This window comes from Microbacterium sp. NPDC057741 (assembly GCF_042798735.1).
Lineage (GTDB): Bacteria > Actinomycetota > Actinomycetes > Actinomycetales > Microbacteriaceae > Microbacterium.
Genome location: NZ_JBHVJW010000003.1, coordinates 50,459 through 69,343, shown reverse-complemented (window position 1 = coordinate 69,343; position 18,885 = coordinate 50,459). Strand labels below are relative to the sequence as shown.

The 18,885-nt window shown below is 70.9% G+C and carries 18 protein-coding genes and 1 tRNA gene; 8 read left to right on the top strand and 11 right to left on the bottom strand.

The features are described 5' to 3' along the window. Positions 1-58: 58 nt before the first annotated feature. The 5 genes from ACFVDO_RS11315 to ACFVDO_RS11295 are packed head-to-tail and all read left to right on the top strand — an operon-like array spanning position 59 to position 6,147. A complete protein-coding gene (locus ACFVDO_RS11315; protein ID WP_378858331.1) occupies positions 59-820 on the top strand; it encodes a GNAT family N-acetyltransferase in 762 nt (253 codons plus the stop codon). After that, positions 817-1,539, top strand: coding sequence for a MurR/RpiR family transcriptional regulator (locus ACFVDO_RS11310; RefSeq protein WP_378858332.1), 723 nt, complete (start codon positions 817-819; stop codon positions 1,537-1,539). Before ACFVDO_RS11315 ends, ACFVDO_RS11310 begins: the two co-directional genes overlap by 4 nt. Further along, positions 1,536-2,660: an o-succinylbenzoate synthase gene (gene menC, locus ACFVDO_RS11305; RefSeq protein WP_378858333.1), complete on the top strand. Its 1,125-nt coding sequence runs from the start codon at positions 1,536-1,538 to the stop codon at positions 2,658-2,660. The genes ACFVDO_RS11310 and menC overlap by 4 nt, the downstream gene beginning before the upstream one ends. Then, positions 2,657-4,618: a membrane dipeptidase gene (locus ACFVDO_RS11300; RefSeq protein ID WP_378858334.1), complete on the top strand. Its 1,962-nt coding sequence runs from the start codon at positions 2,657-2,659 to the stop codon at positions 4,616-4,618. The genes menC and ACFVDO_RS11300 overlap by 4 nt, the downstream gene beginning before the upstream one ends. Beyond that, a complete protein-coding gene (locus ACFVDO_RS11295) occupies positions 4,618-6,147 on the top strand; it encodes a serine hydrolase domain-containing protein (protein ID WP_378858335.1) in 1,530 nt (509 codons plus the stop codon). Before ACFVDO_RS11300 ends, ACFVDO_RS11295 begins: the two co-directional genes overlap by 1 nt. 381 nt (positions 6,148-6,528) lie before the next feature. Here ACFVDO_RS11295 and ACFVDO_RS11290 read toward each other — a convergent pair whose 3' ends face one another. The 9 genes from ACFVDO_RS11290 to hpt form a co-directional block, all read right to left on the bottom strand. Then, positions 6,529-8,202: a PH domain-containing protein gene (locus tag ACFVDO_RS11290; RefSeq protein ID WP_378858336.1), complete on the bottom strand. Its 1,674-nt coding sequence runs from the start codon at positions 8,200-8,202 to the stop codon at positions 6,529-6,531. Beyond that, on the bottom strand, positions 8,199-9,104 hold the full coding sequence (locus tag ACFVDO_RS11285) for a PH domain-containing protein (RefSeq protein ID WP_378858337.1): 906 nt from the start codon (positions 9,102-9,104) through the stop codon (positions 8,199-8,201). Before ACFVDO_RS11285 ends, ACFVDO_RS11290 begins: the two co-directional genes overlap by 4 nt. Further along, entirely contained in the window at positions 9,073-9,537 is a 465-nt protein-coding gene (locus ACFVDO_RS11280) for a DUF3180 family protein (protein ID WP_378858338.1), read from the bottom strand. Before ACFVDO_RS11280 ends, ACFVDO_RS11285 begins: the two co-directional genes overlap by 32 nt. Then, positions 9,534-10,112 (bottom strand): 2-amino-4-hydroxy-6-hydroxymethyldihydropteridine diphosphokinase, encoded by a 579-nt coding sequence (folK, locus tag ACFVDO_RS11275; RefSeq protein WP_378858339.1) that lies wholly within the window; start codon positions 10,110-10,112, stop codon positions 9,534-9,536. Before folK ends, ACFVDO_RS11280 begins: the two co-directional genes overlap by 4 nt. Continuing rightward, on the bottom strand, positions 10,109-10,474 hold the full coding sequence (folB, locus tag ACFVDO_RS11270; RefSeq protein ID WP_378858391.1) for a dihydroneopterin aldolase: 366 nt from the start codon (positions 10,472-10,474) through the stop codon (positions 10,109-10,111). The genes folK and folB overlap by 4 nt, the downstream gene beginning before the upstream one ends. Positions 10,475-10,679: 205 nt before the next feature. Next, positions 10,680-11,486, bottom strand: coding sequence for a dihydropteroate synthase (gene folP / locus ACFVDO_RS11265; protein WP_378858340.1), 807 nt, complete (start codon positions 11,484-11,486; stop codon positions 10,680-10,682). Next, entirely contained in the window at positions 11,483-12,094 is a 612-nt protein-coding gene (folE, locus tag ACFVDO_RS11260) for a GTP cyclohydrolase I (protein WP_378858341.1), read from the bottom strand. Before folE ends, folP begins: the two co-directional genes overlap by 4 nt. Before the next feature lies 1 nt (position 12,095). Next, entirely contained in the window at positions 12,096-14,090 is a 1,995-nt protein-coding gene (ftsH, locus tag ACFVDO_RS11255) for an ATP-dependent zinc metalloprotease FtsH (protein WP_378858342.1), read from the bottom strand. Positions 14,091-14,182: 92 nt separating this feature from the next. Beyond that, complete coding sequence (gene hpt / locus ACFVDO_RS11250) at positions 14,183-14,734, bottom strand: hypoxanthine phosphoribosyltransferase (protein WP_378858343.1); 552 nt, start codon at positions 14,732-14,734, stop codon at positions 14,183-14,185. Positions 14,735-14,818: 84 nt separating this feature from the next. Here hpt and ACFVDO_RS11245 point away from each other — a divergent pair, with 84 nt between their 5' ends. After that, entirely contained in the window at positions 14,819-15,406 is a 588-nt protein-coding gene (locus ACFVDO_RS11245) for a DUF937 domain-containing protein (RefSeq protein WP_378858344.1), read from the top strand. 162 nt (positions 15,407-15,568) lie between these two features. Here ACFVDO_RS11245 and tilS read toward each other — a convergent pair whose 3' ends face one another. Then, on the bottom strand, positions 15,569-16,549 hold the full coding sequence (tilS, locus tag ACFVDO_RS11240; RefSeq protein ID WP_378858345.1) for a tRNA lysidine(34) synthetase TilS: 981 nt from the start codon (positions 16,547-16,549) through the stop codon (positions 15,569-15,571). A 99-nt stretch (positions 16,550-16,648) separates the two neighbouring features. On the opposite strand from tilS, the gene ppa reads away from it, so the two are divergent. After that, positions 16,649-17,140 (top strand): inorganic diphosphatase, encoded by a 492-nt coding sequence (gene ppa, locus ACFVDO_RS11235; RefSeq protein ID WP_378858346.1) that lies wholly within the window; start codon positions 16,649-16,651, stop codon positions 17,138-17,140. A gap of 70 nt (positions 17,141-17,210) precedes the next feature. Here the strand turns inward: ppa and ACFVDO_RS11230 are convergent, their stop codons facing one another. Further along, positions 17,211-18,578, bottom strand: a complete 1,368-nt coding sequence (locus ACFVDO_RS11230) for a peptidoglycan DD-metalloendopeptidase family protein (RefSeq protein ID WP_378858347.1) — start codon at positions 18,576-18,578, stop codon at positions 17,211-17,213. 233 nt (positions 18,579-18,811) lie between these two features. Here ACFVDO_RS11230 and ACFVDO_RS11225 point away from each other — a divergent pair. Further along, positions 18,812-18,884, top strand: a tRNA-Glu gene (locus ACFVDO_RS11225). The last annotated feature ends 1 nt before the right edge of the window (position 18,885 follow it).

Genomic DNA, 18,885 nt, shown 5'->3' with positions numbered 1-18,885 from the left:
GATCCTCCGATATCTTCGACCTTCGGACCAGCATCCAGCGGAATATAGGATACGTATCATGCACGACGCACCGGGGCGACGGTATCACTGCTCGACGCTGCGCAGCCATCCTGAGCTGCACGCCGCCGCAGAGCTCTACGCGCGCGTCTTCGACTACGACACCCCCGATCTGCACCTGAACACCAACCTGCTGAGCGCCCTCGTGCGCAACGGCGGCTCGGCGATCGGCGCCCGCACCGAGGAGGGCGAGCTGATCGGATTCGCCTACGGCTTCGCCGGCCGCGACCGCGAAGGCTCCGAGTTCCACTACTCGCAGGCCGCCGTGGTCGACCCCGCGCACCAGGGCTCCGGGGTCGGGCGGCTGCTCAAGAACGCACAGCGCGACGTCGCCCTCGGCTGGGGTCAGCGGCGGATGCGATGGACCTTCGACCCCTCGCTGGCCCGCAACGCGCACTTCAACTTCAGCGCGCTCGGCGCCGAGGGCATCGGCTACGAGGACGACTACTACGGTCGCCCCGGCACGGATCGCATCGTCGTCGAGTGGGCGCTGGATCGGCACCACGACCCCTACGCCGCCGAACGCGCGCTGCATCCGCCGACCTTCACGCCCGACGACTGGGGTCGGCAGGTCTCGGCCGGAGACGGCGCGGTCTGGCTGCCGGTCCCGGCGGAGCCGGGAGACGCCGCCGTGTGCGGCACGGTGCGCGCAGGCCTCCGCGAGATCGTCACAGACGGTCGCGTGCTGGTCGCGTGCACGAGAATCGACGACAGGACCGCCGCGCACCTCGCGGTGCGCCGCCTCGACGAGGAGGAAGAGTGAGCGTTCAGCATCGCCCCGCCCAGCACCCGCAAGACGAGGACGCCCACGACCGGACGCTCGTCTCACCCGAGGAGCGCTACGGCGAGCGCATCCGCACCAACGTCTCGGCCGAGGCGCTGCAGGCGCGCGTGATCGAGGCGGAGACCCGCTCGCTGGCGCAGACCTTCGACGAGCTCTCGCGCACCGGCGACGTGCCCCGCGCGGCGACGCTGATCCTCGGTGCGCGGCGCCGGTACATCGGCGGGCAGGGCAAGGCGGCCGCGTACGCCGAACTGCTCGGCGCCGATCTCTCGGCCACGCTCTCGAACGTGTTCCTCGTCGACGGACGCGCGCTCACCCCGCTGACCGTGCTCACCGATGTGCGCGCCAGCGATGTGCTCGTGGTGTTCTCGATGCGCCGCTACCGGGAGGACACCGTGCGCTTCGGCGAGCTGTTCCGCGAGGCCGGCGGGCAGCTGGTGGTCATCACCGACAGCGAGGACGCGCCACTGGCATCCATCGCTTCTGCGCTGATCCGGGTGCACACCGGGTCGGCGTCCTACGCCGATTCCCCCACGTCGGTCGCCGCGGTCTGCCACCTGCTGTCCACGCTGACCACGGCCAGCGCCAAGGGCGCGCGCCGGCGATTGACCGTGCGCGACAGATTCGGCAGCGACCTGAGCCTGTACCACCCCGGTCCGCTCGCGGGCCCGGCGACAGGAGCGGAGCCGCAGGGATGAGGATCGATCGACTGCGCCTCTTCGAGGTCTCGCTCCCGCTCGTGCACGGGTTCCAGACCAGCTCGCACCGGAAGACCGGCCTCGACCACATCCTGATCGAGGCGACGGATGCCGAGGGTCGTGTCGGCTGGGGCGAGATCGCCTCCCCTGCCGACCCGTTCTACGGCTCCGAGACCACCGAGACGGCGTGGACGATCGCGCTGCGACACCTGGTCCCTGCCGCGCTCGGCACCGAGTGGGAGACGCCTGAGGAGCTCGAGAAGAGCTGGCGACGGGTGCGCGGGCACGAGTTCGCGAAGGCCGGGTTCTCGGCCGCGGGCTGGGATCTGCACGCCCGCGCGCAGCACCTGTCGCTCGCCGCCGCGCTCGGCGGCACCCGCACCGAGGTGGTCGCCGGGGTGTCGCTCGGCATCGAGCCGAGCATCGACGATCTGCTCGCGCAGGTGCAGCGACAGCTGGATGCCGGGTACGGGAGGGTCAAGCTGAAGATCGCTCCGGGCTGGGACGTGGAGCCCGTGCGGGCCGTGCGGGCCGTGCATCCGCAGCTCGACCTGCACGTCGACGCGAACGGGGCGTATCCCGACGACGACGAGTCCACGGCGGTGTTCCGTGCCCTCGACGACGCGCAGCTGACCATGATCGAGCAGCCCTACGCGCCGCGCGACTTCGTCGCGCACGCCCGGCTGCAGCGGAGCATCGCCACGCCGATCTGCCTCGACGAGTCGGTCGTCGACCTCGGCGATCTGCGCACCATGCTCGCGCTGGACGCCGGCCGCATCCTGAACATCAAGGTCTCGCGGATGGGCGGGCTGTCGGTGGCGCGCGCCGCGCACGACCTGGCGGCGGATGCCGGGGTGCCGGTGTGGTGCGGAGGCATGCACGAGTTCGGGGTGGGCAGGGCGGCCAACGTCGCGATTTCGTCGCTGCCGAACTTCACCCTGCCCTCCGATGTGTCAGGCTCGGACAAGTACTTCGCCCGCGACGTGGTGACCCCCGCGATCTCAGCGCACGAGGGGCGGGTGACCGTGCCCACCGCCCCGGGGATCGGCCATGAGGTCGACCTGGAGTGGGTCGTGCAGAACACCTCGCGCAGCTTCGACACGGACAGGAGCGACGGATGATCCCCGTCATCGACGGCCACAACGATCTCGCCTGGGAGCGCCGCGAGCGCTTCGGGTCGACGACCGCGGGGCTGGACGCCCCGGTGCCCTCGCTGCACACCGACCTGCCGCGACTGGCGGCCGGCGGGGTCGCCGGGCAGTTCTGGTCGGTGTGGGTGGATCCGGCGCTCGTCGGCGCCGAGCAGGTCACCGCGACCCTTGAGCAGATCGACTTCGTGCAGCGGCTGGTCGCGGCCCACCCCGACCGCCTCACGGCCGCGCGCACCGCCGCTGATGTGCGGACGGCGATGGCCGAGGGCCGCATCGCCTCGCTGATCGGCGTCGAGGGCGGTGCCCAGATCGACGGCTCGCTCGCTGTGCTGCGGCAGTACGCGCGCCTCGGTGCCCGGTACATGACGCTCACCTGGTCGCACACGATCGCCTGGGCCGACTCGGCGACCGATGAACCGCAGCACGGCGGGCTCACCGACTTCGGCCGCGACGTGGTGCGCGAGATGAACCGGATCGGCATGCTGGTGGACCTCGCGCACGTGGCTCCGACCACGATGCGCGACGCGCTCGCCGTGACCACTCGTCCGGTCGTGGTGACCCACTCCTGCGCACTTGCGCTGTGCGATCACCCGCGCAACGTGCCGGATGACGTGCTGGCCGCGATCGGGGCCCAGGGCGGCGTCGTGATGGTCGCCTTCGTGCCCTCGTTCGTCTCGCAGGCCCGGCGCGAGTGGGTGCTGGCCGGCGAGCACGGCGAGCCGCCGTTCGTCGGGATCGCGGATGTCGCGGATCACATCGAGCACATCCGCGACGTCGCGGGCGTGCAGGCGGTCGGGCTCGGCGCCGACTACGACGGCACCGGATCGATGCCGACCGGCCTCGACGATGTCTCGCGCTACCAGGATCTGCTCGAGGAGCTGCGCACCCGCGGCTGGTCGCAGGACGACCTCGAGGCCGTCGCGCACGGCAATGTGCTGCGCGTGCTGGAGGCATCGGATGCCGATCACACGGCGTTCCTGGCCGGCACGGCCGGAGAGCCGGTATCGGTCGCCCCGTCGGTCGATCTCGCGCAGCGCACCGAGGCGCAGTCGCCCACGCCGGCGCCGCGGGTGCTGGTCGTGGTGAACGCCGAGACCTCCGGCCCGCGACGACTCGGCCACTGGCTCGAGGAGGAGGGGCTCGCGGTCGATGCCGTACTCGGCTCCGACGGCCTGCCCGCCGACCTCAGCGGGTACGCGGGGCTGGTCATGCTCGGCGGAGGGCTGATGCCCGATGACGACGACCGTGCCCCCTGGCTGGCGCAGGAGCGCGTGCTCGCCCGCGAGGCGATCGACGCCGACCTGCCCACGCTCGGCATCTGCCTGGGCGGCCAGCTGCTCGCGCACGTCGCGGGTGGCGAGGTGCGCGCGTCGTTCGGACCGAAGGAGCGCGGCGCGACCCTGATCACGCCCTCGGAGCACGGGTCGTCGGACGCGCTGCTCTCGGCGCTCGAGGATGCCGCGCACATGATCGAGAACCACCAGGACATGATCACGGCGCTGCCGCCGGACGCGGTGCTACTCGCGTCGAGCGCGGCGATCGAGAACCAGGCCTTCCGGCTCGGCGCGCACGTGCGCGGACTGCAGTTCCACCCCGAGGTGGGCGCGGAGGATCTCAACCGCTGGCAGGAGCCGACCACTCGCGCGGAGGGCGACCGACCGGTCGCGGAGCTGCTCGCCGAGGCACGTGCCGTGGACGAGACCAACACCCGCGCGAGCCGGGCGATGGCCGCGGCCTTCGCCGCCGAGGTGCGCGCGGCGAGCGCGCGCGAAGTCGTGGGTTCCGGTTCGGACGCTGCGGGCGTCGACGCGGAGGCGGCCGGCCCGGGTGAGGACGCGGCACACTCCGGCGCGGATGCCGCAGTCGACGCGAAGCCGGGCGCCGCCGCAGCCGACGCGGACGTCACCGACGCCGGCGCGAGCGCGTGATGTCGGCGGACATCACGCGAGAGCAGCTGGCCGCGCAGGCGCACGCCGCCATGGCCGAGAGGCTGGATGCCGCGACGCTGCGCCGCTCTCCGGCATCCGTCGCCGCGGTGACCCTGCACGGCGAGGTCGTGGCGGTGCACGCGCACGGCGAGCCGCGCCGCGACGGCGCGGCGACCGGGCCGGGCACGGTGTTCCGGATCGCGTCGATGTCGAAGAGTTTCTTGGCCGCGACTGCGCTGTCGCTGCGCGACGAGGGCCTGCTCGACCTGCACGCGCCGATCGAGCAGTACGTGCCCGAGGTCGCCGCGGCTCGGTACGACGGCCGTCCGGTGCGGATCACGCTCGACACGCTGCTCAGCAACCGCTCGGGGCTGGCGGAGGACAACGCCTGGGGTGACGAGCACCTCGGCGAATCGCGGGAGTTCGTCGGCGCGCTCGTCGACGAGGGCCTCACGCTGTCGGCTCTGCCTGGGACCGAGTACCAGTACTCCAACGTCGGCCAGTCGCTGGTCGGCCGCGCGGTCGAGGCGGTCACCGGACGCCCCGTCGAGGACGTCATCAGGGAGCGGATGCTCGCCCCGCTGGGGCTCGCCGACACCCGGGCATCCGCCGAGCTGTATGCCGCCGGAGCCGACCTCGCGCGAGGCTTCCGCACCTTCGACGACGGCGACACCTTCGCGCCGGAGCCCTACGTCGGCACCGGCGCGCTGGGCTGCATCGGCAGCCTGTTCAGCACGGTCTCGGACATCGCCGTGTGGATGGAGTTCCTCGGCTCGGCGTTCGATCCGGATGCGTCGGACGCCGTGCTCTCCGCCGCGTCGCGGCGCGAGCTGCAGGTCGCGCACACGTTGATCGCCCCCGTGATCAGTCAGTTCGCGGGCGGCGAGCTCGACGGCGCCGGATACGGGTACGGCCTGGTGGTGGAGCACGAGCGCCGGTTCGGCCGGATCGTGCAGCACGCCGGCGGCCTGCCCGGATTCTCGTCCCACATGCGCTGGCACCCGGCCACCGGGATCGGCGTGGTGGTGTTCGGCAACTCCGACCAGTTCGGCGCGGGACGGGTGGCCGGTGGAGTCCTGCACGACGTGCTGGGCCTGGTCGACGCCCCCGCCGCTGTGGTGCGCCCCTGGCCGCAGACGATCGCCGCCGCGCGCCGCATCGACGATCTGCTGCGCGCGGGACGCACGGATGCCTGGGATCAGGCCGGCCCGCTCGCGCGCAACGTGCTCCGCGATGTGCCGCCCGAGGTGCGCACGCGGCGACTGCTCGCGGCTCTTGAAGAGACCGGCGATCCGCTGGAGGATGCCGCGCCGTTCGAGTCGCGCGTGGTCGCGGCGACCGACGCCTCGGCGCTGCGCTGGACCGTGCCCTGCCGCACCGGCGCACTGGTGTGCGATGTCCGACTGGTCGGCCTGCACGACCCGATCGTGCAGTCGATCGATGTGCGGGTCGCCGATGAGACCGGCTTCAAGCCGCGCGACGAGTCGCCCCGCGTCACCGATCACCACCGGGTCGTGCTGGACTCCTGAGCGAGCGTCCTTCGTCTCGCTCCGCTCGCTCAGGACCCGACTGACGAGTCCAAGAGCCGGATCCTGAACGAGCGCCCTTCGTCTCGCTCCGCTCGCTCAGGGGCCGACTGACCAGTCCAAGAGCCGGATCCTGAACGAGCGCCCTTCGTCTCGCTCCGCTCGCTCAGGACCCGACTGACCAGTCCAAGAGCCGGATCCTGAGCGAGCGTCCTTCGTCTCGCTCCGCTCGCTCAGGACCCGACTGACGAGTCCAACAGCCGGATCCTGAGCGAGCGAGGAACGAGCGAGACGAAGGACGCCTCCCCACCCCGCAGCCCCACGCGCCCTTCGTCTCGCTCCGCTCGCTCAGGACCCGCGGGGGGAACGAAGGGCGTCAGACGGTCAGCCCGCGGTCTCCGCCCAGCGGTGCGAGGTGTCGCGGGAGGCCGCGGCCACGGCGGCCACAGCGACGTCCTCCACGAGCCTCATCGTGTCGTCGCGCTCCAGTCCCGACAGGCGTCCGGAGACCGGGCCGGTGACCGTGTGCACCTGAGCGCCGCCGACGCGCTGCGCGCGGGCGAGCGGCCCCTGGTGCACGGCGATCCCCTGCATCCTGGCCAGCGGGAACACGGCGAGCTTGCGCCACATCACTCCGCGACGCATCATCAGCGCGAAGTCGCTGACCGCGTAGCCCTGGCGCTTCCAGCTGAACGGGTGCGTCCAGCGCGCGCGACGGGCAGTGGTGCGGTACGGGTCGCCGGCGACGGGGCCGAGCACGCCGTGCTCCCAGATCAGCGGGATGACCGAGGGCGGAGCATCCGGCAGCACCAGCGCGAGCACCCGCTCGACGTCCGCGCGCTTGCCGACCGGCAGCACGATGTTGAACTGCTGCGCGGTGCTGGACTGCTGCGCCGAGGCGCTCTTGCCCGACATCCGGTTGATGCGCACCGACCACCAGCCGAACGGTCGCCAGAGCAGCGGCTGCACGACCTCCACGGCGAAGATGCGCCCCGGCGGCAGCGTCTCGGTGACGGTGGTGAGCAGACCGAAGGTGAGGCGGATGCCGTTCTCGGTCGGCGCGATCGAGTAGCGCAGCGACCGGGAGATCTGCGTCCAGGCGATACCCACGACGGCGATGATCATCGGGATGCCGATACCCAGCCCGATACCGAGCACCACGACGCTGCGGATCGGTTCACCGTCGGCGATCGACGAGATGATGACTGACGCCATCGCGACCAGGAACATCAGGCCGAAGCCGATCAGCCAGACGATGCCGTTGAGCACGTGCGAGCCGATCAGGCGTCCGGTCGGGATCCTCACGACGCTCTCGGGCGCGACATCCGCGAGGTCGACGCCCGCGATCAGGTCGTTCACGCCGGAGTTGACAGAGCCGACGAACTGCTGACGCATCGTGCTCGGCGCGGCGGGTGCGGCGGGAGCGGTGCCCGCGACGGCGGCGAGACGCGCGGAGCGCGCCCCGGATGCCAGGCGCAGGATGTCGGCACGCACCGACTCGGCCTTCGCCGTGGCGAGGTACTCGAGCTCGACGTTCGCGTCCGTCCCTGCACCGACGACCTCGACCTTGGCCAGCCCGATCAGGCGGGCGACGAACGGCCGGGTGAGGTTGACACCCTGCACGCGGTCCAGCGGCGCGCGGCGCTGTGAGCGGAACACGATGCCCTTGCGCACCTCGACGTGCGATCCGGTGATGCGGAACTGGTGGAAGCGCCAGATCACCCAGAAGATCACGATGACGACGATCAGCAGCGCGAGCACGCCCAGCAGCGCGACCAAAGCGAGGTCGTGGGCGAGCACCCAGTCGACAGGGTCGCCGTCCGGGATGTCGCCGATCGCCTCTTCGGGGGCGAAGATTCCGACCATCCAGTTGATCACCCGGTCGCGCATGTTCGAGATGATCAGACCCGCGGCGATGATGAGCACCAGCCCGCCCTTGAGCAGCGGGGTGAGCGGATGCATGCGGTGCCACTCGCCGTCGGCGAGGGTCGATGCGCCGCCGTGGGCGAGCACCGTCGGTGCGGGGCCCTGTGCGGGCGGCGGGACGGGTGCGCTCACAGTCCGGTCCGGCGGGTCTCGGCGACCTGGATCAGGGTGTCGCGCAGTGCTTCGGCTGCGGGCTGGTTGAGGCCGGGGATCTGCACACCGGTCGTCGCCGCGGCGGTGACCATCTTCAGCTGTGCCACGCCGAAGGCGCGATCCAGCGGGCCGTGCGTGATGTCGACGAGCTGCAGACGACCGTAGGGCACGGCGACCATGCGCTGCCACAGGATGCCGCGGCGGAACACGATGTCGTCGGAGCGCAGCATGTAGCCGATCGCCTTGGCCTGGCGGGGCAGGATGATCATCGTCACCAAGGTGATCACGATGAGGACACCGGCGGGGATCCAGGCCCAGGTCTGCTCGAATCCGAAGGAGAGCACTGCGGCCGCAGCTGCCAGCAGCACGATGAACAGCGTGTTCTGCACCATCTGCGAGGCGACGTAGCGCTGAGAGATCTGATGCCAGGTGCCGTCCAGGGCGAGCGCGCCCTCGGAGCGCGGTGTGCGCAGTGCCTCGTAGTTGCCCTCGTCGAGCACAGCGGGCGCCGAGACCGGGTTCGCCGCGGCCGTGGTCGGTGCGACGACCGGATCCGGTGCGGCGACGGGAGTCGGCGGGACGACGGAGGCCGGAGGCAGCGGAGCGGATGCCGGGAGCACCGGGTCGGCTGCCGGGGGCACCGGCTCGGATGCCGCCGAGACGATCGGCGTCGGCGGCACGACCTCGGACGGCACGGCCGGGTCATGCGGCGGGCCGGACGCCGCCGAGCCGGTCGCTGACGGTGACTGCGCGGCATCCCAGCCTGCGGGGACGGCTGCCGGGGCCGGCGGCTGCACCGGCGGTGCAGGCGGAGTCACCGGCGTGACGGGGTCGCCCGGCCCGTTCTGGTCACTCGGCGGGGTCGTCTGGCTCTCGGTCATCGGGGTCCTTCGGCAGTGTGCAGAACTGTTCAGCGAGCAGTGCGGCGGCGATCAGCACGATCGATCCGACCACCACGGCGATCGTCGCCACAGTCGACCCTACCGGCGGAGCGACGGGACGCGACCAGAGGTAGGCGCCGAGCCCGGCTCCGAAGCCGAGCAGGATCGCGCCGAGCAGGCTGGATGCCCGCGCGAGGGTCGCGGCGCGCAGCGCTCGGAACGGGTCGATGCGCGTGCCGCCGCGCACGCTGCGCCGCACGGGAAGCGCGAGCAGCACCACCACGACGGCGAGCACGACCAGCAGCACGGGCAGGAAGATCGACGGCGTGAAGGTCGCGTGCCCGGAGACGGTGAGGAAGTGGTCGACGGCGAAACCGACGGCCGCGCCGAGCAGCGCGAGCACGGCCAGCACACCGGGCGAGGTGCGCTTCACCGCGCGGCCCCCGCGTCTCCGGAGACATCGTCTCCCGCGCGCAGCGCCGCGACCAGATCGGCGACCCGTCCATGACCGGGGAGCACGGCATCCGGATCGAGCGACAGCCACGGCTCCAGCACGAAGAGCCGCTCCGCCGCACGCGGGTGCGGCACCAGCAGGTGCGGTTCGTCGCTCGCGAACGAGCCGTAGGCGACCAGGTCCAGGTCGAGGGTCCGGTCGCCCCAGCGCTCCCGGCGCACCCGGCCCTGCTCCTCCTCGACGGCGTGGAGCATGCCGAGCAGCACCTCGGGGGCGAGGCGCGTGGTCACCAGGGCGACCGCGTTCAGATAACGCGGAGCATCCGGATCAGGACCGTCCAGGTGCACGGCGACGGTCTCGATCGGCGCCGACATCCGCACCTCTTCGACCAGCGGCAGGCGACGCAGCCGCTCGGCCGCCCGCTCCAGCGTCTCGCCGCGGTCGCCGAGGTTCGAACCGAGTGCGACCACGGCGACCTCGGCCTCACGGCCGGGCCGCGGGTCGGGGAAGCCCGAGAACTGCGTCAGGGTGCGGTCGGGACGAGGATGCTTCACGCCTGTACCCTCCCCCGTGTGACCGAGACCGACACGTCGGCGAAGTTCAGCGGGATCGGTGCGTGCGGCTTGTGCACGGTGACCTGCACGACCTGCACCCGCTCATCGTCGAGCGCGGCGCCGGCGATGCGATCCGCGAGGGTCTCGATGAGGTTCACCGGCTCACCGGCGACGATCGCGGCGACCTTCTCGGCGAGCTCGCCGTAGTGCACCGTGTCGGTCACGTCGTCGGATGCCGCGGCATCCCGCAGCGACAGGTGCAGGGTGAGGTCGATCGTGAACTCCTGGCCGTCCCTGCGCTCGTGCTCGAAGACACCGTGATGCCCGAACACCGTCAGCCCGGTCAGCGTGATCTGATCCATGAAGTCCACGCCCCCCAGCCTACGGCGGTCCTGCGACAGACGCCCTTCGTGACGAAGGGCCGCGGCTCCTGAGCGAGGAGCGCAGCGACGTGACGAAGGGCGCTCAGGACCCGGGGGGCTGCCACCTGCCTCCGGCTCCTGAGCGAGGAGCGCAGCGACGAGCGCCTACTGAGCGAGCGAAGCGAGACGAAGTGACGAAGGACACTCAGCGCCCCGAGGGCTCGCCGTCCCAGGCGCCGACCACCGCGAGAGCATCGCGCGTCGCGGCGACGTCGTGCACGCGCACCGCCCAGGCCCCGGCGCGCGCGGCGAGCGCGCTGGTGACCGCAGTGGCAAGGTCGCGACGCTGCTGGTCGGGTTCGCCGTCGAGCGTCTCGGCGAGGAACCGCTTCCGCGACGTGCCGATCAGCACCCGGGAGCCGAGCGCGGCGATCTCGTCGAGTCCGCGCAGCACCTCCCAGTTCTGCTCCCCGCTCTTCGCGAACCCGATGCCCGGGTCGACGATCACCCGCGACGGAGCGATCCCGGCGGCCGCCGCCGCGGCGATCCGCTCGCGCAGCTCCCCTGCCACCTCGCGCGCGGCGCGCGTGTACTGGGCGCGCGCGTACATGTCCGAGGACGGTCCGCGCCAGTGCCCGATGGCGATGTCGGCGCCGGTGGGCGCGACGGCTGCCAGCATCCGCTCGTCGGCGAGACCGCCGGAGACGTCATTCACGATCCGCGCGCCCGCCCGCACGGCGGCCACAGCCGTCTCGGAGTTCAGGGTGTCGATCGAGACCGGGATGCCGACATCCGCCAGCGCCGCGATGATCGGCAGCACCCGGGCCTGCTCCTCGGCCACGGGTACCCGCGCAGCGCCGGGCCGGGTGGACTCGCCGCCGACGTCGATGACGTTCGCGCCCTCGGCGCGCATCCGGTGCGCGTGCGCGAGCGCCTTCTCGGGGTCCATGTGTCGCCCGCCGTCGCTGAACGAATCGGGCGTGATGTTGAGGATGCCCCAGATCCCGATCATCCCGCGCTCCACTCCGTGGGCCCGGGCCCTGCGCCGATCAACGTGATCAGCTCGGTCCGCGCGACCGGGTCGGTGTACGCACCGCGGGCGGCGATGGTCAGCGTGGATGCCTCCGGCTGGCGCCCGCCTCGCATGGTGACGCAGCCGTGCGTGGCGTCCATCACGACGAGCACGCCTCGGGCGTCGAGGTGCTCGGCGATCGTGTCGGCGATCTGCTCACCGAGCCGCTCCTGCACCTGCGGGCGCGCGGAGAGGATCTCGACGACCTTCACCAGGGCGCCGAGCCCGACCACCTGCTCCCCCGGCAGGTACGCGATGTGCGCGTGCCCGGCGAACGGCAGCAGGTGGTGCTCGCACACCGAGCGGAACCGGATGCCGCGCAGCAGCACCGCCCCCGACGGCAGTGTCTCCGGGGCCGGGCCCCTCGTCACGCTGATCGTGTGCGCGAGCGGCGCGGCCGGATCCTCGTGGACGCCGGAGAAGTACTCCGCGTAGAGCTCGGCCATGCGCGCCGGGGTCTGCTTCAGCCCCGGCCGATCAGGGTCCTCACCGATCGCCTCGAGCAGCTCGCGGGTGAGCCGTTCGACGCGAGCCTTGTCGACGGTCACGTCAGGCCGTCGCGGGGCGGGTGTGTCCCGCCTGCGGCTGCTGCCGCGTCGTCTCGGCGGGAGCGGCGGTCTGCGCGGCAATGCCGACCTCAGAGCGCTTCGGCACGTCGATCGGGGGCAGAGCCGAGACCGGGCGCTCGTCGCTGGAGAGCCACAGCGGACGCTCCGGCAGCTTGCGCACCTCGGTGAAGATCTCGGCGATCTGGTTGTGGTCGAGGGTCTCCTCCTCGAGCAGCGCCAGCGCGAGTCGGTCCAGGATGTCGCGGTTGTCGCTGATCACCTGGTAGGCCTCGTTGTGGGCCTGCTCGATGAGCGCGCGCACCTCGACGTCGACGCGCTCGGCGACCGACTCGGAGTACTCGCGGCCGCGACCCATGTCACGGCCGGCGAAGGGCTCGCCGCCCTCGGTGCCGAGCTTGACCGGGCCGAGCTCTGTGGTCATGCCGTACTCGATGACCATCTTGCGGGCGATGCTGGTCGCCTTCTCGATGTCGTTCGAGGCGCCGGTGGTGGGGTCGTGGAAGACGAGCTCCTCCGCGACGCGGCCGCCCATGGCGTAGGTCAGCTGGTCCTGCAGCTCGTTGCGGGTGACCGAGTACTTGTCCTCGAGGGGAAGCACCATCGTGTAGCCGAGGGCCTTGCCGCGGGGCAGGATCGTGATCTTCGTGACCGGGTCGGTGTGGTTCATCGCCGCCGCGGCGAGGGCGTGGCCGCCCTCGTGGTATGCGGTGATGAGCTTCTCCTTGTCCTTCATGACGCGGGTGCGGCGCTGCGGGCCGGCGATCACGCGGTCGATGGCCTCGTCGAGGGCGCGGTTGTCGATCAGCTGCGCGTTCGAGCGGGCGGTGAGCAGCGCGGCCTCGTTCAGCACGTTGGCCAGGTCTGCACCGGTGAAACCGGGGGTCTTGCGGGCGACGACCTCGAGGTCGACGCTCTTCGACAGCGGCTTGCCCTTCGCGTGAACCTCGAGGATGCGCTGACGGCCCTTCAGGTCGGGCGCGTCGACGCCGATCTGGCGGTCGAAGCGCCCGGGGCGCAGCAGGGCGGGGTCGAGGATGTCGGGACGGTTGGTCGCCGCGATCACGATGACGTTCGCGTTCGGGTCGAAGCCGTCCATCTCGACGAGCATCTGGTTCAGGGTCTGCTCGCGCTCGTCGTTGCCGCCGCCGAGGCCCGCACCGCGGTGCCGGCCGACGGCGTCGATCTCGTCGATGAAGATGATCGCGGGGGCGTTCTCCTTGGCCTGGTTGAACAGGTCACGGACGCGGGAGGCACCGACGCCGACGAACATCTCGACGAAGTCCGAACCCGAGATCGAGTAGAACGGCGCGCCCGCCTCACCGGCGACGGCGCGGGCGAGCAGGGTCTTACCGGTTCCGGGAGGGCCGTACAGCAGCACGCCCTTCGGGATGCGGGCGCCGATCGCCTGGAACTTGGCCGGGTCCTGCAGGAACTCCTTGATCTCCTGGAGCTCCTCGATGGCCTCGTCCGCGCCGGCGACGTCGGCGAAGGTGACGGTCGGGCTCTCCTTGTTGACCAGCTTGGCCTTGGACTTGCCGAACTGCATGACCTTGCTGCCGCCGCCCTGCATGGAGGACAGCAGCCACCAGAACAGCAGGCCGAGGATGATCATCGGCAGGAAGATCGAGAGGAAGCCGCTGAACCAGCTGGGCTGCGGCACGACGTCGTTGAAGCCGTCCTTCGGATCGGCCGCGTTCACCGCGGTCACGATCTCGTCAGCGCGCGCCTGCGTGTAGTAGAACTGCACGGACGTGGCGTCCTTGAAGGGCTTGGACAGCTCCATGTCGACACGCTGGTCGCCGTCGGTGGTGACGACCTTGGTGACGGTGGTGCCGTCGAGCAGCTTCAGACCCTCTGCCGTGGTGATCGTCTGCGGTGCGCTGAGGTTCGAGATGAGCAGGAAGCCGCCGAACAGCAGCAGGCCGATCAGCGCCACGTAGATCAGCGGGTTCCGGGAGACCTTCTTGACATCCATGATCCGATCAGCGTACCGCCCGAAGCTGTGGCTTCCGCTGGGATTCGCCGTGGGCGTATCCGGCCCCTGAGCGAGCGGAGCGAGACGAAGGGTCAGCTGTACACGTGCGGCGCGAGCACCGCGACGTCACGCAGGTTGCGGTAGCGCTCGGCGTAGTCGAGTCCGTAGCCCACCACGAACTCGGTCGGGATGTCGAAGCCGACGTACTTGCAGTCGATCTGCACCTTCGCGGCCTCAGGCTTGCGCAGCAGCGCGAGCACCTCGATCGACTCCGCGCCGCGGGACTCGAAGTTCTCCAGCAGCCAGCTGAGCGTCAGGCCGGAGTCGATGATGTCCTCGACGATGAGCACGTGCTTGCCGTGCAGGTCGGTGTCGAGGTCCTTGCGGATCTGCACCACGCCGCTGGACTTGGTGCTGGCGCCGTAGCTCGACACCGCCATGAAGTCGATCGGCGCATGCATCGGCAGGGCGCGTGCGAAGTCGGCCATCACGACGAAGGCGCCCTTGAGAACGCCGACGAGCAGCAGGTCCTTGCCCGCGTAGTCGGTGGCGACGCGTGCCGCCAGCTCGTCGAGCTTCGCTCGGATCTGCTCCTCGGTGACGAGGATCTCTGAAAGGTCGTCCTGGATCTCAGCGGCGCGCATGGATCGATTTTAGGCGACGGATGCCGGTCATCCGCACTACTGTGAGCGGTGATGCGGGCGACCGTCCCGCAAGGGGAGCAGGAAATGGACATCAACGACATCCTCACGCAGGTGCCGATCGACGACATCGCCAAGAAGTTCGGCGTCAGCCCGGAAGTGGCGACGCAGGCGGTCAAGGAGGGCGGCGCCGCCCTGCTCGGCGGGCTCGCGAAGAACGCCGAGAGCGATGAGGGTTCCGCTGCGATCGAGAGCGCGCTGAGCCGGCACGAGGGCTTCTCCGGTGCATCCTCGGTCGACGACATCGACGAGGCCGACGGCGGCAAGATCGTCAAGCACGTCTTCGGCGACAAGGAGTCGGATGTCGCGCAGGCGCTGAACGCCTCGGCCAAGACGGCCGGCGGCATCGACTTCGGCAAGCTGCTGCCGGTGCTCGCACCGATCGTGCTGGGCCTGATCGCGAACGCGAACAAGGGCAAGGCGGCGGGCGGCGGCGGCATCGGCGACGTCATCGGCGGTCTGCTCGGCGGCGGCGACCAGCAGGGCGGCGGCGCGGGCGGCGGGCTCGGCGACATCCTGGGCAACCTCGGCGGCCTGCTCGGCGGAGGTTCGCAGGGCGGCTCGGGCGGCGGCCTCGGCGACATCATCGGCGGCCTGTTCGGAGGCAAGAAGTAACCACCCTCCAGCTCCTGAGCGAGCGAGGAACGCCTCACCACTCACCGGGTCCTGAGCGAGCGAGGAACGAGCGAGACGAAGGACGTCCTTCGTCTCGCTTCGCTCGCTCAGGATCCAGGTGCCAGGATCCGGGTGCCAGGATCCGGGTGCCAGGATCCGGACTCAGCGGGCGGTGAAGACGATCCGCCCGCCGGCGCGGAGCGCGGTGCACCCGGGCAGGTCGATCGGCCCCTGACCTGACCAGTCGGTCACCAGGCGCGCGACCTCGAGGGTCTGCACGCGAGACAGGCTGACCCCGAACTCACTGCCGACGACCAACCGGATGATGCGGTTGCGCAGCGCGGCGGGATTCGCCGCGAGCGCGGCGACGCTCACCGAGATGCCCGCCTCGGCGTGCTCGACGATGTCCTCGATGGTCTCGTGGATCATCTCGTCGAACGCCTCCGCGTCCTCCCGGAGCTGCTCGGCTGTGCGGGCGAGGGCCTCGGCGATGCCGGGCCCGAGCTCCGTCTCGAGCAGGGGCAGCACCCGGTCACGCACCCGCACGCGGGTGAATCGCGGGTCGAGGTTGTGCGGGTCGTCCCAGAACTCCAGGCCGGATGCCGCGCACGCGGCGCGCGTGGTCTGCCGTCTGACTCCGAGCAGCGGACGCAGCCACACGGTGCCATCCTCGTCCTCACGGCGCGGTGACATCCCCTGCAGACTGGCCGCGCCGGAGCCGCGGGCCAGGCCCAGCAGCACGGTCTCGGCCTGGTCGTCGAGAGTGTGGCCGACGAGCACCGGAGCGCCCTCGCGCGCCGCGGCAGCGCGGAGCGCCGCATGCCGGGCATCCCGAGCCGCGGCCTCCGGGCCGCCTGGGGAGTCGACGTCCACGCGGACGACCTGCGCGCGGATCCCGAGTGCCTCTGCGGTGGCGGCGGCCTTGGCCGCGGCATCCGCTGATCCCTGCTGCAGACCGTGGTCGACGGTGACGCTGACCACCTCGAGCCCGCGGGGGCGCGCCTCGAAGACGGTCGCGGCGGCGAGCGCGAGCGAGTCGGCGCCACCGGAGAGGGCGACGATCACGGCGCCGCTCTCGGGGAGTGCGGCGCGCACCGCCCGGCGCACTTCGGCGACGGCGGGGTCGAGAGGTCCTTCTGCCACATCCCCACGGTAGCGGCCCGGTCGCCCGGAGTAGGCTTGTCGGCGGCATCCCACCGTCTTCCGGCATCCTCAGGTGCCGTCATAACAAGGAGAGAACGCATGGGCGCACACGACGCCGTCATCGAGATCCCGCGCGGCAGCCGCGTGAAGTACGAGGTCGACCACGAGACCGGTCGGGTCCACCTCGACCGCGTGCTCTACACGACCTTCGGCTACCCGGCCGACTACGGCTACTTCGACAACACCCTCGGCGAGGACGGCGACCCGCTGGACGTGCTGGTGCTGCTCGACCACCCGATCTACCCGGGCGTCGTCGTGAACGTGCGCCCCGTCGCCGTGCTGAAGATGAGCGACGAGGCCGGTGGCGACGACAAGCTCGTCGCCGTCCTGTCGAAGGACCCGCGCTGGGCGCACATCCATGACGTGGACGACCTGCCCGAGCACACGAAGGCCGAGATCTCGCACTTCTTCGAGCACTACAAGGACCTCGAGCCCAACAAGTGGGTCAAGGTCGACGAGTGGGGCAACGCGGCCGAGGCCGACCGCATCCTGCACGAGGCGATCGAGCGCTTCGCCAACGAGGGTCACTGACACCTCGTCCTGACATACGAGAGATCCCCCGGTCCTCAGGGCCGGGGGATCTCTCGTATGTCAGGGGCGCTCAGACGGAGACGCCACGGGCCGCCATGAACGTGATCGGGTTGATGGCGGCGCCGTTCTTGTAGACCTCGAAGTGCAGGTGGCAGCCGGTGGATGCACCGGTCGTGCCGGCGTACGCGATGACCTGCCCGGCGCTCACGTGCTGACCGGGCCTGACGACAGTGCCTCCGTTGCGGATGTGTCCGTAGCCGGTGCCGATCCCGCCGCCGTGCTGGATGCGGATGTAGTTGCCGTACCCGCCGTTGTAGAACGCGGCGTCCACCGTGCCGGAGTGGGCGGCGTAGATCGGCGCCCCGCAGCCGTTGGCGAGGTCGACACCGTAGTGGTAGGCGGAGCACCTGGGGCACGGGCGCGGGCGCGGGCCGAATCCGGAGGCGCGATGACCGCCGTGCGGACGCACCCAGCCGCTGGAGCTGGGCCTTCCGCCGCCGCCACCACCGCCGCCGCCTCCACCGCCGGCTGCCTCCTCCTTGGCCCTGCGGGCGGCCTCCTCACGACGGCGCTTCTCCTCCGCCGCCTTGCGGATCCGCTCGCCCTCTTCGTAGGCGGCGACCGTCTTCGCGGTCTGGTCCTGCAGGGCTGCGAGCTGTGCCTGCAGCGTGGTGAGGTTGGCCTCGCTCTCGTCGAGCGCCGCCTGCGCAGCATCCGCCGCCTGCTGCGCGGCGATCATCTTCTGCTCTGCGACCTTCTGCAGTCGGTCGCGCTCGTCGCGTGCGACGCGCGCCCTGTCGCTGAGCGACTGTGCGGAGTTGCGGGCAGCGACGGCATTGTCGTACACCGACTGGTTGTACTCGAGCAGCTTGTCCATCGTGCCCAGGCGCGAGAGGAGCCCGTCGGCGTTCGCGGCGGACCCGCTGAAGAAGAGTTCGAGGGCGGAGTCCTCGCCGCCCTTGCGGTAGAGCTGGGTGGCGACCTGACCTGCCTTCGCCGAAGTCTCGTCGGCGAGCTTGGCCTGGTCATCGGCCTGCGACTGCAGGTCGTCGGCCTCCTGCGCGGCGTCGAAGAACGCCTGCTGGGCGTCGAAGAACTCGTCTCCCGCCTTCTCCGCGGCAGCCTTGGTCTGCGCGACCTTGCTGGTGAGGCCCTGGATCAACGTCTGGATGCGCTTGACCTCTGCGCCCTTCGCCGCCTGGCTCGCCTTTGCCTTCTGGACATCGTCCCAGCTCGGGTAGCTCGCAGCGTGTGCGGCACTCACGCCGACACCGGCGCCGAAGACGCCGAGGGCCGCGACGCTGAGCGCGCCGATGGTCAGGGCGCTGCGTCGAGTGACGCCGTTCGGCGTCCAGAGACTGCGGCGCTCATCGGGAGTCGGAGCACATCCGCAGTCGGCGTCTGCTGTGGCGTCGGCTGGGTATCTCTCGTCGTTCACACGGCTCCTTTCGCCGGTTTCACAGATGCCACACTAACAACATCCGTCACATCTGCAACAGGCGCACACCGGTATCGCGCTAGCCGACGGACGCCGTCGGGCACGGCTAACCACCTCCCATGGTGCCTCGAAACACGCCCGAGCGACAGAGGCCACGCCCTCGATTCGCATTTTCGGAAGAAGTTCGCTTATGCTTGAGCGTCGGCAAGGAACGCCCCCCACGGCAGACCTTCGGCCCCATCGTTTAGCGGCCTAGGACGCCGCCCTTTCACGGCGGTAGCACGGGTTCGAATCCCGTTGGGGTCAC

Excerpts from the sequence above, each read along its gene's own strand:
- folP (WP_378858340.1), bottom strand. The coding sequence starts at position 11,486 with ATGATCGGGATCTGGGGCATCCTCAACATCACGCCCGATTCGTTCAGC.
- ftsH (WP_378858342.1), bottom strand. The coding sequence starts at position 14,090 with ATGGATGTCAAGAAGGTCTCCCGGAACCCGCTGATCTACGTGGCGCTG.
- hpt (WP_378858343.1), bottom strand. The coding sequence starts at position 14,734 with ATGCGCGCCGCTGAGATCCAGGACGACCTTTCAGAGATCCTCGTCACC.
- ACFVDO_RS11245 (WP_378858344.1), top strand. The coding sequence starts at position 14,819 with ATGGACATCAACGACATCCTCACGCAGGTGCCGATCGACGACATCGCC.
- ppa (WP_378858346.1), top strand. The coding sequence starts at position 16,649 with ATGGGCGCACACGACGCCGTCATCGAGATCCCGCGCGGCAGCCGCGTG.
- ACFVDO_RS11300 (WP_378858334.1), top strand. The coding sequence starts at position 2,657 with ATGATCCCCGTCATCGACGGCCACAACGATCTCGCCTGGGAGCGCCGC.
- folB (WP_378858391.1), bottom strand. The coding sequence starts at position 10,474 with ATGGATCAGATCACGCTGACCGGGCTGACGGTGTTCGGGCATCACGGT.
- menC (WP_378858333.1), top strand. The coding sequence starts at position 1,536 with ATGAGGATCGATCGACTGCGCCTCTTCGAGGTCTCGCTCCCGCTCGTG.
- ACFVDO_RS11295 (WP_378858335.1), top strand. The coding sequence starts at position 4,618 with ATGTCGGCGGACATCACGCGAGAGCAGCTGGCCGCGCAGGCGCACGCC.
- ACFVDO_RS11285 (WP_378858337.1), bottom strand. The coding sequence starts at position 9,104 with ATGACCGAGAGCCAGACGACCCCGCCGAGTGACCAGAACGGGCCGGGC.
- ACFVDO_RS11315 (WP_378858331.1), top strand. The coding sequence starts at position 59 with ATGCACGACGCACCGGGGCGACGGTATCACTGCTCGACGCTGCGCAGC.